The 13,759-nt window shown below is 62.1% G+C and carries 14 protein-coding genes; 7 read left to right on the forward strand and 7 right to left on the reverse strand.

Annotation, left to right across the window (positions count from 1 at the left end):
* Window positions 1-174: 174 nt before the first annotated feature.
* Window positions 175-1,632, reverse strand: coding sequence for an RtcB family protein (locus tag ACR3FE_RS03070; protein WP_458206001.1), 1,458 nt, complete (start codon window positions 1,630-1,632; stop codon window positions 175-177).
* A gap of 44 nt (window positions 1,633-1,676) precedes the next feature.
* Complete coding sequence (locus ACR3FE_RS03075) at window positions 1,677-2,102, reverse strand: archease (protein WP_458205353.1); 426 nt, start codon at window positions 2,100-2,102, stop codon at window positions 1,677-1,679.
* A 103-nt stretch (window positions 2,103-2,205) separates the two neighbouring features.
* Between ACR3FE_RS03075 and ACR3FE_RS03080 the strand changes: the two genes are divergently transcribed.
* The 3 genes from ACR3FE_RS03080 (at window position 2,206) to ACR3FE_RS03090 (ending at window position 4,774) form a co-directional block, all read left to right on the forward strand.
* Window positions 2,206-2,694: a GNAT family N-acetyltransferase gene (locus ACR3FE_RS03080; protein ID WP_458205354.1), complete on the forward strand. Its 489-nt coding sequence runs from the start codon at window positions 2,206-2,208 to the stop codon at window positions 2,692-2,694.
* Window positions 2,695-2,792: 98 nt separating this feature from the next.
* Window positions 2,793-3,965: a DNA primase small subunit PriS gene (gene priS / locus ACR3FE_RS03085; RefSeq protein ID WP_458205356.1), complete on the forward strand. Its 1,173-nt coding sequence runs from the start codon at window positions 2,793-2,795 to the stop codon at window positions 3,963-3,965.
* A complete protein-coding gene (locus ACR3FE_RS03090; protein ID WP_458205358.1) occupies window positions 3,962-4,774 on the forward strand; it encodes a DNA replication complex subunit Gins51 in 813 nt (270 codons plus the stop codon). The genes priS and ACR3FE_RS03090 overlap by 4 nt, the downstream gene beginning before the upstream one ends.
* Here the strand turns inward: ACR3FE_RS03090 and ACR3FE_RS03095 are convergent, their stop codons facing one another.
* Complete coding sequence (locus ACR3FE_RS03095; RefSeq protein ID WP_458205360.1) at window positions 4,775-5,674, reverse strand: methyl-accepting chemotaxis protein; 900 nt, start codon at window positions 5,672-5,674, stop codon at window positions 4,775-4,777. It lies immediately after the preceding gene.
* A 232-nt stretch (window positions 5,675-5,906) separates the two neighbouring features.
* On the opposite strand from ACR3FE_RS03095, the gene ACR3FE_RS03100 reads away from it, so the two are divergent.
* Window positions 5,907-6,923 carry a sodium:calcium antiporter gene (locus ACR3FE_RS03100; RefSeq protein ID WP_458205362.1) on the forward strand — a complete coding sequence of 339 codons (1,017 nt, stop codon included), beginning with the start codon at window positions 5,907-5,909 and terminating at the stop codon, window positions 6,921-6,923.
* A 117-nt stretch (window positions 6,924-7,040) separates the two neighbouring features.
* Here the strand turns inward: ACR3FE_RS03100 and ACR3FE_RS03105 are convergent, their stop codons facing one another.
* From ACR3FE_RS03105 to ACR3FE_RS03115, 3 genes are all read right to left on the reverse strand, one after another.
* A complete protein-coding gene (locus ACR3FE_RS03105; protein ID WP_458205364.1) occupies window positions 7,041-7,310 on the reverse strand; it encodes a putative quinol monooxygenase in 270 nt (89 codons plus the stop codon).
* A gap of 407 nt (window positions 7,311-7,717) precedes the next feature.
* On the reverse strand, window positions 7,718-9,976 hold the full coding sequence (locus tag ACR3FE_RS03110; protein WP_458205365.1) for a CDC48 family AAA ATPase: 2,259 nt from the start codon (window positions 9,974-9,976) through the stop codon (window positions 7,718-7,720).
* Window positions 9,973-10,215 carry a DUF7127 family protein gene (locus tag ACR3FE_RS03115; RefSeq protein WP_458205366.1) on the reverse strand — a complete coding sequence of 81 codons (243 nt, stop codon included), beginning with the start codon at window positions 10,213-10,215 and terminating at the stop codon, window positions 9,973-9,975. The genes ACR3FE_RS03110 and ACR3FE_RS03115 overlap by 4 nt, the downstream gene beginning before the upstream one ends.
* Before the next feature lie 150 nt (window positions 10,216-10,365).
* Here ACR3FE_RS03115 and ACR3FE_RS03120 point away from each other — a divergent pair, with 150 nt between their 5' ends.
* Entirely contained in the window at window positions 10,366-11,142 is a 777-nt protein-coding gene (locus tag ACR3FE_RS03120; protein ID WP_458205368.1) for an alpha/beta fold hydrolase, read from the forward strand.
* Here ACR3FE_RS03120 and panB read toward each other — a convergent pair whose 3' ends face one another.
* On the reverse strand, window positions 11,143-11,952 hold the full coding sequence (gene panB / locus ACR3FE_RS03125; RefSeq protein ID WP_458205370.1) for a 3-methyl-2-oxobutanoate hydroxymethyltransferase: 810 nt from the start codon (window positions 11,950-11,952) through the stop codon (window positions 11,143-11,145). It lies immediately after the preceding gene.
* Between the two features lie 103 nt (window positions 11,953-12,055).
* Between panB and ACR3FE_RS03130 the strand changes: the two genes are divergently transcribed.
* Both ACR3FE_RS03130 and ACR3FE_RS03135 read left to right on the forward strand, forming a co-directional pair.
* Complete coding sequence (locus ACR3FE_RS03130; RefSeq protein WP_458205372.1) at window positions 12,056-12,292, forward strand: DUF5822 domain-containing protein; 237 nt, start codon at window positions 12,056-12,058, stop codon at window positions 12,290-12,292.
* A gap of 112 nt (window positions 12,293-12,404) precedes the next feature.
* Window positions 12,405-13,751, forward strand: coding sequence for a hypothetical protein (locus ACR3FE_RS03135; protein WP_458205374.1), 1,347 nt, complete (start codon window positions 12,405-12,407; stop codon window positions 13,749-13,751).
* The last annotated feature ends 8 nt before the right edge of the window (window positions 13,752-13,759 follow it).

A 13,759-nucleotide genomic window follows, 5' to 3' on the forward strand; every position in this document is an offset into this window, starting at 1 on the left:
GAGACACCCCCGGTAGCGGTCGTAGCGAGTGTAGTGAGAACCGCTCATCGTTGCATACGCCACGTTCGACGCTATAGCATCAAAAGCTTTTGATTAGTTAAAGGAATATTTGAGCCACCACGCCGCTCCCCTGATGCACTCCCGAACAGTTCCCGATGCTCGTTCCGACCTGCGCTATCCTTTGATGTTGCAGACGGGGTAGGTTCGGGCTACCTTGTCACCGATGCCCAGCGCGTCGGAGACTTCCACCACTTCGTCCACGTCCTTGTAGACGCCGGGCGCTTCCTCCGCGACGGTCGCGCCGCTCTGGGCTTTGACGTAGATGTGTTCCTGTTCGAGGTCGCTCTGCACGTCACCGCCCCAGTAGTCCTTTTTCGCCTGAGTCCGACTCATGACGCGGCCTGCGCCGTGGGCAGTCGACCCGAAACTGAGGTTCATGGACTCCTCGCCACCGCGGAGCACGTAGCTCCCTGCACCCATGCTTCCGGGGATGATGATGGGCTGGCCGACGTCGAGGTACGCGCCGGGCACCTCGGGGTGCCCGGCGGGAAACGCCCGCGTCGCGCCCTTCCGGTGGACGTACAGCTCTCTCTTTTCGCCGTCGACCTCGTGTGTCTCCTTCTTGGCGATGTTGTGTGCCACGTCGTACAGCAGTTCCATCTCCATCTCGCGCCACGACCGCCCGAACACGCGCTCGAACACCTGCCGCGTTCGGTGCATGATGAGTTGGCGGTTCACCCACGCGAAGTTGATGGCCGCCCCCATCGCCTGGTAGTAGTCGTCCGCGAGTTGGCTCCCGGCGGGCGCGGCGGCGAGTTCCTTGTCGGGAAGCTTCGACAGTAGTCCGGAGTGGGTCTTCTCTATCTTCCGCAGGTAGTCGGTACAGACCTGATGGCCCAGTCCGCGGCTCCCACAGTGGATGAGCACGACGATCTGCTCTTCTGCGAGCCCGTACGCATCAGCCACGTCCTCGCGGAACACGTCGGTCACGCGCTGGACTTCGAGGAAGTGGTTGCCACTCCCCAGGCTCCCTATCTGATTTTTCCCGCGGTCTTTCGCCTTCTGGGATATCTTCGACGGGTCGCTCTCCGCTCGAACACCCTCGTCCTCGCAGTGGGCGAGGTCGGCTTCGACGGCGTACCCCTCGTCCAGCGCCCACGCCATCCCCCTGTCGAGGATGTCGTTCACGTCGTCGATGTCCCCCTCGACGACCCCGCCGCCGCCGAGTCCCGATGGGATGTTGGCGAAGAGGGCATCAACGAGTTCCTCTTCCTGCCCTCGCAGGTCGTCGTAGGTGAGGTTCGTCCGCATCATCCTGACGCCGCAGTTGATGTCGTACCCGACCGCTCCCGGCGAGATACAGCCCTCCTCGGCGTCGATTCCAGCCACCCCACCGACCGGGAATCCGTACCCCTGATGGCCGTCGGGCATACAGAGCGCGTGCTTTTGTACCCCGGGCAGGTGGGTCGCGTTCTGCAACTGCTGGAGCGTCTTGTCGTCTGCGATCTGGTCGAGCAGTTTCTCGCTGGCGAGCACCCGCGCAGGCGTCCCCATCCCGTCTTCCTTCGGAATCTCCCAGACGTACTCCCGGACCTGTTCGAGCGTGATATCTCCGGCGGTGTACGTGTTCATACCCGAACGTACGGCGCGGACGCCGAAGACGTTTCGGAGTTCGGTTACACGTCCAAGACCACGTAGGCCCGCCATCCTTCCGGGGTCTCCTCGACCGTCATCTCGGAGTAGGTGACGGCTTTGATCTCCCGTGCTCCGAGTCCGGTGAGAGGCACCCCCCGAGCGGTTCCCGTGATCGTCCACTCGCCGTCGGCATCGTGGACGTTTGGCTCGTCGATGGTGACTTCGTTGTCCACCGGGAGCACCCCTCGCACGTCCCGCTGGTAGATGAGTTCGTCGAGGTAGTCGAACAGGAGCGCCTCTCGCCCCTCGGCACGTACTTCGACGTCGAACCGCTCTCCCTCGTCCGGTATCTCGTCACACATGGCGGCGGCCATCCCGTCGGCGACGGCGGCGAAGACGGCCGAGAGCGAGTCCCCCGTGGCCTCGACCGCGACATCGGCGGTGTGCTCGCGTAGCGCGAAGTCCATCGTTCGGAGGTCGCCCGCGACGGGTATCAGGCTTACCAATCGGTTTTGTCAATCGGCCCGTATGCCGGTGGAATTATATTGACCTGTCTGCTATTCCCTCTCAGTGAGCGTAAATATCGACACGCGCGTCGTCGCGCCGGGCGACAATCGCTACGTCGAGGAGGCGTGGCGGTTGAAGGAGGACATCCGGCAGCGAGAGGACGTGCTGAAACAACGACGTGGCTTCTTCACGGACGCCTACCGACGCTCGACCGTCTACTGCTACCTCACGGAAGGAGACGACGGAGAGCGACTCATCGGCTTCGCGGCGGTCCGACGTGACGGCTACATCCTCTTTCTCGCGGTCGATCAGGACTTCCGCGGTGAAGGATTCGGTCAGCGATTGGTCGCGAAAGTCGCGGACAACCACGCATCCGTGACGTGTCACGCGAGAACGACGAACGAGAACGCCCTCCGGTTCTACCGCCACCTCGGATTCGAGGTCGTCCGCCGGATAGACAACTACTACGAAGATGCAGGAGACGCCTACTACCTCCGGTTAGGCGAAGAAGAGAGCATCGCAAAGCGACTCTCGGATTTCATGCGTAACTGAGCGTCTTTCGGTGCCCCGCAGTGCGATTTTTCCCGACGAAATGCGTCCTTGAATCGAAGAAACAACGCTTTAATCGCTCGCCGTCTCACCTACTGACGATGGAAGAGCGGACGCGAGCGTATCTCCGAGGCCGATTCCGCGACCACTACCGCACGGTGAAACCGACGCTTCCGCCGAAAGCGGACGAACGCGAGTGGGGCTACATTCCGTGGACGTCCGGGTCGGGGACGACGATGGTTCGTCACAACTCCCTGCTCGACTTCGGCGACCTCGGTGGATTCCTCGAACGCGAGCGTCCGCGACACGTCTACTTCTCCGCCGGGCACTACCGCGACCCCGGCGCGAGTACGATGGAGGCGAAAGAGTGGCAGAGCGCGGATCTCGTCTTCGACCTCGACGCCGACCACCTTCCCGGCGTCACCGCCGAAACGACCTACGCCGAGATGCTGGCGCGCTGTAAGGATGAACTGCTCGACCTGCTCGACCTGCTCGACCGCGATTTCGGCTTCGAGGACATGACCGTCGTCTTCTCGGGTGGTCGCGGCTACCACGTTCACGTCCGGGACGACGGTATCCAGCACCTGGATCGAGAAGCTCGCCGGGAGGTCGTCGATTACGTTCGGGCCGCAGACGTGGACTTCGACTCGCTCGTCGAAGCCGAAGCGGTCGCCGGATTGGGACTCAAGAACCCGACGCACAAACGAACCCTCCCGACCGACGGTGGCTGGGGCGGGCGCGTGCAGTCGCACGTCTGTGCGTTCGTGGACGACCTCATGAAGATGGACGAAGACGACGCACTCGAATGCTTACAGGAATTCGACGGCATCGGCACCGGGAAAGCGAAAGGTGCGTACAACGCGGCGAAGAACAATCGCGGGGAGATAGACCGTGGAAACGTAGACGTTCATCCCGCGTTCTACCAGCTTGCGCGCATCCTCGCCGAAGACGTGTTCACGTCGGAGAGCGCGGCGGTGGACGAACCGGTGACGACCGACACGCATCGACTCATCCGCTTGCCGGGGAGTCTTCACGGCGGGAGTGGACTGGAAGTGTGCCGGATCTCACCCGACGAACTCGCCGATTTCGACCCGCTCGTCGACGCTATCCCGGAGACGTTCACGAGACACGACGTGACAGTCGAGATGAAAGAAGCGGCTGAAATCGAACTCGGTGGCGAAAGCTTTACGCTCCCAGCAGGTGATGTATCGATTCCCGAATACGTTGCCATCTTCCTTATGGCGCGTGACCGGGCAGAAAAAGGGAAAGAATGAATCTCGACGAACTCCGCAGCGTCCAAAGCAAAGAGCGCTCGAAGGATAGCCTGCAGCATCTGCGGGAGTCCTTCTACGCAGACGTTGGCGAGTACGTCCGAGAGCTCCGTGAGGAGCGCGAGCGGGCCGCCGAACGGGCATCCGATCCGTTCGACTCCGCAGAGGTCAATCGCTTGACCGACGAGATACAGACGGCCGAAGAGGTCGTCGAAGCCATATACGAACGACGGGTGGGGAAAGTCGTCAAGCGCGCGAGCCTCGCTGCTGCCGGGATTCCAGCGGACGAAGAGGGACTGACCAACGAAGAGCAGACGCTGTTCGCCGACCTCGTTGAGCGCATCGAGGCGAACAAATCCACCGTCCTCGACGTGCTGGCGGGTGCGGAGTCCGACGCGCAATCGTCGCCAGACGAACCGACCACGGACGAGTCGGCGACCGAGAAACCGTCGACCGAGGAGTCGAGGACGACCGAAGACGACCATCTCGCCGCCGAGGCCGCGGCGGTCGCGGGTGACACAGAAGTAGACGAGACAGGGTCACAAGAACCCCCGGCAGCACCGGAATCGAATTCCGCTGAGAGCCAAGAGCCGCCAGAATCGTCACCAGATCTGGAACCCGACGACAGTTCGGAGACGCCCGAACCGGTGATTTCAGACGAGCGAACGATGGTTCGCATCACCCGCGACGTGGGAGAGATTTTCGGTGTCGACGAGCGGGAGTACGACCTCGCAAGCGAGGACGTGGTGACGCTCCCGACCGAGAACGCTGCGCCGCTCATCGAGCGAGACGCGGCGGAGAAACTGGAATAATCAGTCCGCGAGGACGGGGTGTTTTACAGCCGAATCTTCGCTCACCGTAAACCGCGAGATCATCGTATCGAGTTCGGTCGTCTTCTCGGCGAGGGCGTCCATCGTCTCCGACACCTCACCGAGCGAGGCCGTCTGCTCTTCCGCGGCGGCTGCGACGGTCTCGGACTCGGCGGCCATCTCGTCGTCGATCGTCGCCACGTCGTCTACCATCGTCACGACGTCGCTGGTCGACCGTGCCTGCTGGTCGGTCGCGGTATTTATCTCCTGAACGCTCACATTCAGGTCGGCGACGATAGTTTCGATATCTTCGATGTCGCTGAGCGCGGATTCGACCGTCGTCACCCCCTCGTGAACCAGCGTGCGCATCTCGCGCACGTCTTCGACGGTGTCCTCGGATTGACCCTGAATCTCACTGATGAGCACCGATACCTCGTCGGCGGAGTCTCCCGTCTGCTCTGCGAGCGATTTCACCTCGTCGGCGACGACGGCGAACCCGTCACCGGCCTCCCCCGCCCGTGCCGCTTCGATCGAGGCGTTCAGTGCGAGGAGGTTCGTCGCTTCGGCGATCCGGTCGATGAAGGAGACGACCTCGTCGATGCGGTCGAGTTTCCCAACGAGCGATTCGACCTCGGCGACAGTTTCGTCGATGGTCGTCTCGACGACATGCAGTTCGTCGACGGCGTTGCCTGCCTCTTCATACCCGGAGCGTCCACGTTCGGCGGCCTGTGAGGCCGTCGTGGCGACTTCGTCTGCCGACGCTGCGATCCCCTCGACCGTCGCAGAGAGGGCGTTCATTTCGCCCGAGACCGCAGAGAGGGCGTCGGTCTGGCGTACGACTCCGTCCGAAATCTCTCCGATAGACGTCGCGACCGAGCCACTCGCCTTCTGCACTTCGTTCATGCCCGTGGTCACTTACTCGGTCGACGTCGCGACCTCGCGCTCGATGGAGCCATCGACGTTCAACGACGCCATCGACCAGCGGAGAGCTCCCTCGTATCGGTCGAAAAACATATCTCTCATATCAGGCAGTTCGTTCCGTCGTGATTATAAGGTAGAGACGGTTCTCAGCCTGTGGTAATAACCCGTCTTCGACCGTTCGTTTTTAAGCCGAACCGACAGAAACGGGAAGACGATGCCGACTGGTCTCGCGTGGTTCATCGTGCTCGCACTCGGGAGCACCGCGGTCATCTGGAAGGGAAGCGATATGTTAGAACGGGCGAGCAAGCGTCTCTCGTTGTACTATGGCTTACCTGCCATCGTTCGTGGAGCTATCGTCGTCGCCGTCGGGTCGAGTTTTCCGGAACTGTCGAGTACGGTCATCGCGACCGCCCGTACCGGGGCGTACGATCTGGGCGTCAGCGTCATCGTCGGGTCGGCTATCTTCAATCTACTCGTCATTCCGGCGCTTTCCGGAATCTTCGCAGGCGGCGTGGAGGCAGACCGGGCGGTCGTTTACAAGGAAGCGCAGTTCTACATGATCTCCGTCTCGGTGCTCATCATCACCTTCGCGCTGGCAGTTATCTACCATCCTGTCCCCGACGTGCGCCTCGGTGGAACCGTCACACGACGACTCGCACTCATCCCGGTCGCATTCTACGGCGTGTACATCTTCACGCAATACCAGGACACACAGGACTACGACGCTGGTGAGATACCCAACGACGTGAAGCCGCTCCGCGAGTGGGCCACACTGCTCGCCAGTCTCGTTCTCATCGCGGTGGCGGTCGAGGGACTCATCGAGTCGGCGCTCGGGTTTGGCGACATCTTCGGAACGCCGAGTTTCCTCTGGGGACTGACCGTCGTCGCCGCCGGAACCAGCCTGCCAGATACGATCGTGAGCGTCCGGGCCGCACGCCGGCAAGAGGGCGTCACTAGCCTCGCCAACGTACTCGGAAGCAACACGTTCGACTTGCTCATCGCGGTTCCGGCGGGTGTGCTCGTCGCTGGCTCTGCACCCATCGATTTCGCCGTCGCGGTCCCGATGATGGGCTTTCTCACCCTCGCCACCGTCATCGTCTTCGGCATCCTCCGAACCGAACTGGAACTCACGAAGGCCGAAGCGTGGGTACTGCTCCTCGTCTATCTGCTGTTCATCGCGTGGATGGTTTTGGAGACTGTCGGCGTAACGAGCTTCGTCCCAGGAGCGTGAGTTCGCGGAACCGATCGGCAGAACGCATAGCGAACGCTCCCGTATCTACTTCGCTTCCGAATCGGGCTGTAGTTCGTCCACGTCGAAACGGATCGTCTCGGAATCAGCGACCTGAACCTAAATCGTTTCGAGATCTCCATCGACCAGTTCCGGGAGTTCGTTCTCGAATCGTCGATAGTAGTCCGTCTCGGTGTGTTCTTCCAGCGCGGCGACATCCTCGTACTGCTCGAAGAATCGGAGTACGTTCGGATTCTCGATATCGGTCATCGCTCGGTAGCGAACCATCCCATCCTCGTTTCGTGACTGTTCGGCAAGTGTCTCGGCTGCCGAAACCGCTTCTGCACGACGTTCGGATTTGATGGGAATACTGGTGTGGACGATGAGCATCACGACTACTCATCGTAGGGGTTCGACAAAATAGTTAGTAGAACTAAATTTCACGCAACGTGCAGACAAATCCGAAAGATTTTGTGACCTCCCGAACTGCGACCGATAGTGAAGCGATAGGCCGGTGACACAACCGCTCGGAACGAACGATCTACACACCCGCCGGAAAACGACAAGTGACGCGATCACCGGAGATCTGCCAGCGACACGACCGCTAGAGGGCTAGCAGTTCACCGCGAGCGAAGGAGCACCGCGACTGCGCGAGCAGGGCGACGACCCCCTCGAAAGACCGGCGAAGACGCGACTGAGGGGGCGAGGAGTGCTTTCGATGACCCTGTTACAGGGAGACTGGGTGCGGGCGCGTGCGACGGCACGCCACCGCGCCCCCGCGACCGTCGTGAAAGGTGCTATTGGAACGTTCGACCGACCTGTCCCTCCGTCTCGGGTTCGGCGGTGTCGAAGCGTTCTTCGATCTCTTCGTAGCGTTCGCGCGTCTCCTCGGTGACGCTCGGCGTCACTTCGTCAAGGGCATCTTCGAAGTGCTCCGCCGTGATGCGGACGTTACCGACGCTGTCGCCGATGTCCTCGGGGGAGACACTTTGGACGAACTCACGACTCGCGGCCATCGCAGCCTCGCGACAGACGGCCTCGATATCGGCACCGACGTAGCCCTCGGTCTTGCTGGCCAGTTCGTCGAGGTCGATGTCGTCCGCCAGCGGTTTGTGGCGGGTGTGGACCTCGAAGATGGCCTTCCGCGCGTCTTCATCGGGGACGGGGACGTGGACGTGCCGGTCGAGTCGTCCCGGACGCAGGAGCGCCGAGTCGATGAGGTCGGGGCGGTTCGAGGTGGCGATGACGACCACGTCTTCGAGTTCTTCGAGACCGTCGAGTTCGGTCAGCAGTTGCGAGACGACGCGCTCGCTGACCTGCGAGCCACCGCCTTCGCCGCGACCGCGCTCGGTGGCGATGGAGTCGATCTCGTCGAAGAACACCACGGTCGGAGCGTTCTCGCGGGCCTTGCTGAACACTTCACGGACACCCTTCTCGGACTCACCGACCCACTTCGACAGCAGTTCGGGGCCTTTGATCGAGATGAAGTTGCTGTCGCTCTCGTTGGCGACGGCCTTCGCCATCAGCGTCTTCCCGGTGCCCGGCGGGCCGAACATCAGTACGCCCTTCGCGGCCTCCATGTCCAGTGCCTTGAACACCTCGGGGTAGTCGAGTGGCCACTGGATGGTCTCGCGGAGGCGCTCTTTGGTGTCTTCGAGGCCACCCACGTCGTCCCACGTCACGTCGGGAATCTCGACGAACACCTCGCGGAGCGCGGAGGGCTCGATTCCCTTCAGCGCCTCCTTGAAGTCCTGCTCGGTGACCTTCAACGACTCCAGTACGTCCGCCGGAATCTCGTCCGATTCGAGGTCGAGCTCCGGGCGGACGCGCCGAAGCGCGTTCATCGCCGACTCACGAGCCAGCGATTCGAGGTCGGCACCGACGAAACCGTGGGTGTTGTCGGCGTACTCCTCCAGATCGATGGTGTCTGCGAGCGGCATTCCGCGGGTGTGAACCTGCATAATCTCGAGCCGACCGTCGCGGTCTGGGACGCCGATCTCGATCTCGCGGTCGAACCGACCGCCACGACGGAGTGCGGGGTCGACGGCGTCGACGCGGTTCGTCGCTGCGATGACCGTCACTTCGCCGCGCTCTTCGAGGCCGTCCATCAGGGAGAGCAACTGGGCGACGACGCGACGTTCCACGTCCCCGCCTGCCTCCTCGCGTTTGGGCGCGATGGAGTCGAGTTCGTCGATGAAGATGATGGCCGGGGAGTTCTGTTCTGCCTCCTCGAACACCTCTCGGAGTTGCTCTTCCGACTCGCCGTAGTACTTCGACATGATCTCCGGGCCGGAAATGGTCTGGAAGTAGGCGTCGATCTCGTTGGCGACGGCCTTCGCCATCAGCGTCTTCCCGGTGCCCGGTGGGCCGTGGAGGAGCACCCCTTTCGGCGGGTCGATACCGAGCCGGCTGAACAGCTCGGGGTGACGCATCGGCAGTTCGATCATCTCACGAACCTGTTCGAGTTCGCTTTCCAGCCCACCGATATCCTCGTAGGTCACGTCAGGACGGGCTTCCCCACCCGCAGTACCTGCCGCGATCTCCTCGGCGGGGCGTTCGCTGATCTGGATCTCCGTGGAGTCGGTAACCACGACCGTTCCATCGGGGTCGGTGCTGGCGACCTTGAGTGGGATGGACTGCCCGGATCCCATCCCCATCAGGCCGAAGCCGAAGGGAATTGCCTGTCCCTGTGTGATGGCTTGGCCACTCAGCTTGTCCCGGATGTGTGGTGCGATGTTGCCTCGGATCTGGAGGTTCTGTGGGAGGGCGATGGTGACCCTGTTCGCGGGTTTCACGTCGGCCTTCTCGATGGAGACCTTGTCGTCGATACCGACGCCAGCCTCCTGTCGGAGTTTGCCGTCGATTCGGATGATACCGCGGCCTTCGTCCTCGGGGTAACCGGGCCAGACACGCGCGACCGCACGCCCCTGTCCACGGCCCTCGATGACGATGTAGTCGCCGTTCTCGACCTCGAGCTCTTTCATCGAGTGTCGGTCGACCGCAGCGAGTCCACGACCCGCGTCCTTCTGCTTGAGCGGCTTGACAGTGAGTTTCATCGTCTCACCTCGATGGTGACGACGCCGTTGTTGATAAACGCTTGCGCCTTTCCGTCTGGCAGTTCGAGCTCCGTTTGGAACTCTTCGTCGTCGCGCTCGACGACGAGGATGGCCACGTCGTCCAACACGTCCACGGAGATATTTGCTGCGCCGAAGTCAGCAACGATGACTTCGTCTTCATCGTAGCTGTAGCGGCGAGCGATACTCCCCTCCTGCCGTGATATTCGTTCGAGTGACATCTGTAGCTAACCAAGGGTTAGTGTTACTCATATTTATATCTTTCTCTAGTCGAGGCACCACCGTGTGTTGATTTCTGAAAACGCGGTAGAAATGCAGTTCCTACTCGTGTTCGTCCTGAAGTTTATGCTCCGGGCACGAGAATGGAGAGTATGGAGACGGTCACACACCACGGTCGGACGACAGCCTATCGCCATGCAGACCGCGACGGGGCGGGTGACCCCGTGCTGTTCGTTCACGGAAGTGGTGGCACACACGAACTCTGGAAGGCACAGATCGCACGACTCGCCTCCTCGTTTCCCGTCGTCGCCCTCGATCTAAGCGGCCACGGCGAATCCGAGGACGTAGACTCCGACCCCGGCTGGGGGACGCTCTCGGCGTACGCGGACGACGTACTGGCGGTCGCCGAGGAGACCGGTGCCCGCACGCTCGTCGGTAACTCGCTCGGTGGGGCAGTCGTGATGCACCTCGTTCTCGAACGTGATTTCGACCCCGACGCCCTCGTTCTCGTCGGAACCGGGGCGAAGCTCTCCGTGCTGGACGACCTGCTCACGTGGCTCGACGAGGATTTCGACCGCGCTATCGAGTTCCTCCACGATGGCGACCGTCTCTTTCACGACCCCGACGACCGGTACGTCGAACTCTCCAAGGAAGCGATGTACGGAGTCGGCCAGCGCGTCACGAGTCGGGACTACCATTCCTGTCACACCTTCGACGTACGCGACCGCGTGAACGAGATCACCGCCCCGACGCTCGCCGTCGTCGGCGAACACGATATGCTCACCCCGCCGTGGTACCACGAATTTTTGGCCGAGAACGTGCGCGATGGACAGTACGCAGAGATCGAGGGGGCCGCCCATCTCACGATGCTCGAAACGCCCGAGGCGTTCAACGGAACGCTGACGCGATTCCTGGAAGAAGTTCAGTAATCAGTACACGTCGTCCAGATTATCTTCCACGTGTGAGTGTTCGTCCGCCGGGAACTCGCCCGTCTCCACTTCGTCGCGGAACGCCGAGACTGCTCGTTCCATCTCACCTTTCACGTCACCGAACTGCTTCGAGAAGCTAGGACTCCATTCGCCCAGTCCGACCACGTCGTTGATGACGAGCACTTGTCCGTCTGTGTGCGGGCCAGCGCCGATGCCGATAGTCGGGATGTCGAGTTCCTCGGTTATCACCGCTGCGAGGTTCGCGGGGACGTGTTCGAGGACGAGCGAGAACGCGCCCGCCTTCTCGTGTTCGCGGGCGAGTTCGAGCATCTCGTCCGCAGCGTCCTGCGTCGTTCCCTGCCGGGCGTACCCCAGTTTGTTGACGTGCTGTGGCGTCAGTCCGAGGTGGGCCATCACCGGGATACCGACCTGCGAGAGCGTTTCGGTCAACTCGACCGTGTGGCTTCCACTTTCTATCTTGACGGCGTTCGCACCTTCTTCTTTCAGCATCCGGCCCGCGTTCTCGACCGCAGTTTTCTCGTCGTATCCGAACCCGAGGAACGGCAGGTCGGCGACGACGAGCGTCTCCTTGACGCCGCGGACGACTGCACCGGTTCGACTCGCTACGTCGTCCACCGTGACGGGGAGCGTCGAATCGTAGCCCAGCACTGCGTTCCCCATACTGTCACCGACCAGTATGATGTCGATGCCAGCCTCGTCTACGATACTCGCAGTCGGCGCGTCGTACGCCGTGAGCATCGTGATCGGCTCTTCGCCCGTCTTGGCGCGGATGTCCCTCACCGTTGGCATACCTCGAACTTCTCGTCCGAGGGCTTAATCTACCCGGTCGATGATGGTTTCTCCGGAATCCGACCTGACAACTCTTAAGCCCACCCGGTACCCGCGTTCACCTGTGCCCGAACCAGTCGAGACGTACGAACCGGAGGGAGTCGATTACGGGTGGGTGATGCAGGTCACCTTCGTCACGACCATCCTCGTCGGTGCACCCATCGTCGCGCTCCTCTCGGTCGTCTCCGGCGTCACCCTGCCGACGTGGGAGTCCCGCGTCTCGTTCGCCATTCGTGTCGGTGCGATCGTCTGGTTCGTCACCGCAGTCAGCGTGTATCTCTACGCCAGAACGCGGCAGTGATGAAAGCGACGACAGCAACGGCGGCGACGACAGCAACGGCGGTGAAATAGAGAAGACGTTCGAATGGCTGTTTTCGACAAAGTATTTACCGCATCCCTAACAAGTCGGCGGCATGCGACGAGTTCTCGCTCTCACAGTCCTCCTCCTCCTCGTCCCCGTCGTCGGCCCATCGATGGCGAGTCCACAACCGACACCGGTCTGTCAACTTTGCGGATCGGTCTTCGCCGACGCCGCGGAAGACGGAGGGATCAACGCAACCGTCACGAACAGCACCGTCGTCGTCCGGACCCACGAAAACGGCAGTGCGACGTGGGTCGTTCGAAATCGTCTCTCCGACGGTGCCGACCGGTTCCGTGAGAATCCCGTTCGGCTGAACCGGCTCGCACAGACACTCCTCGACGAACGGTACGGACTCGTGGACGATGCGACCCTCGTCTCCACGCGCATGGACAGCGAAGTAGCAGTTATCACCATCCGTGACGACGATGCCGCGACGCACCACGCAGGCGTCCTCGTCGTCGATTACCTCCACGATGGCGGGTACGAAACGTGGTACGTCCTCAACGTCGATCGGTTTACGATCCGTGGCCCGGATGGAACCGTCGTGTCGAACGAACCCGAAAGCGGGAGCGTCGACGGTCGAAGTGTGACCTGGTACGGGGAAACCGAACCCGAATCGTACAGTGCGCCAAGCCTCGAAGGCTCTCCCTACGTCGCCTTCGGCGCGGACGATTCGCTGACGACTCAGATGCGAACCACGGGCGCACTTGCGCTGGCGACGCTTCCCATCGTCGTCCGGAGCGTGCGGTCGTTTCTCCTCTGGCAAACCGTGCTGTTTACCGTCGTGCTCGGAGGTGTCGTCGGTCTCCTTCGAACCTACACGCCCAGCGTCGATGGGAGCCGATTAGCCGCGATCACCGTCGCGCTCGGGGCGGTCGGAACGGTCGCTTTCGGAACCGTCGTCCTCCGGTCCACTCAGTTCTATCCGGCGCTCGGTCCACCGCTGTTCGGGGTCACCGTCGGGCTCGTCGCGTGGGAGACGCGAACACGAGAAACGAGACAACGGCGGTACAGCGGTGCACGTATCGCTATCGGTGGCCTGGTCTTCGCGTTCGCGGGTACCACTGTGGTGGCGGGCGTGACGAGTGCTCCCAACCCCATCGAGACTGCGATTCGAGCGACTGCCATCGCATTGCCGCTGGCGGCGTTGCTGCCACTCGGTGCGACCCTCGATGCGAATCGGAGGCGTCTCCTCCGGTGGGGTGCGCTCGCGGTCGTCGCGTTCGCCGCGTTCCCGCCCGCTTTCGTGGACTTCAGCGACCCACCGACGGGACTGGGCGGCGGACTGCTCACCGTGTTCGTGTTCGTCATCGCCGTCCTCCTCCCGTTGGTCGGGACGGTCGTGCTCTTGGTCGGTCAGTCGTTCGCCAGTCCACAGCGGTCGGGCGAGACGAGATAATCGATCTC

The sequence above is a fragment of the Haladaptatus rarus genome, from assembly GCF_054177585.1.

What these genes read in the sequence shown, in the direction of transcription:
- ACR3FE_RS03070 (WP_458206001.1), bottom strand. Translation starts at nt 1,632, where the DNA reads ATGAACACGTACACCGCCGGAGATATCACGCTCGAACAGGTCCGGGAG.
- ACR3FE_RS03075 (WP_458205353.1), bottom strand. Translation starts at nt 2,102, where the DNA reads ATGGACTTCGCGCTACGCGAGCACACCGCCGATGTCGCGGTCGAGGCC.
- priS (WP_458205356.1), top strand. Translation starts at nt 2,793, where the DNA reads ATGGAAGAGCGGACGCGAGCGTATCTCCGAGGCCGATTCCGCGACCAC.
- ACR3FE_RS03090 (WP_458205358.1), top strand. Translation starts at nt 3,962, where the DNA reads ATGAATCTCGACGAACTCCGCAGCGTCCAAAGCAAAGAGCGCTCGAAG.
- ACR3FE_RS03095 (WP_458205360.1), bottom strand. Translation starts at nt 5,674, where the DNA reads ATGAACGAAGTGCAGAAGGCGAGTGGCTCGGTCGCGACGTCTATCGGA.
- ACR3FE_RS03100 (WP_458205362.1), top strand. Translation starts at nt 5,907, where the DNA reads ATGCCGACTGGTCTCGCGTGGTTCATCGTGCTCGCACTCGGGAGCACC.
- ACR3FE_RS03105 (WP_458205364.1), bottom strand. Translation starts at nt 7,310, where the DNA reads ATGCTCATCGTCCACACCAGTATTCCCATCAAATCCGAACGTCGTGCA.
- ACR3FE_RS03110 (WP_458205365.1), bottom strand. Translation starts at nt 9,976, where the DNA reads ATGAAACTCACTGTCAAGCCGCTCAAGCAGAAGGACGCGGGTCGTGGA.
- ACR3FE_RS03115 (WP_458205366.1), bottom strand. Translation starts at nt 10,215, where the DNA reads ATGTCACTCGAACGAATATCACGGCAGGAGGGGAGTATCGCTCGCCGC.
- ACR3FE_RS03120 (WP_458205368.1), top strand. Translation starts at nt 10,366, where the DNA reads ATGGAGACGGTCACACACCACGGTCGGACGACAGCCTATCGCCATGCA.
- panB (WP_458205370.1), bottom strand. Translation starts at nt 11,952, where the DNA reads ATGCCAACGGTGAGGGACATCCGCGCCAAGACGGGCGAAGAGCCGATC.
- ACR3FE_RS03135 (WP_458205374.1), top strand. Translation starts at nt 12,405, where the DNA reads ATGCGACGAGTTCTCGCTCTCACAGTCCTCCTCCTCCTCGTCCCCGTC.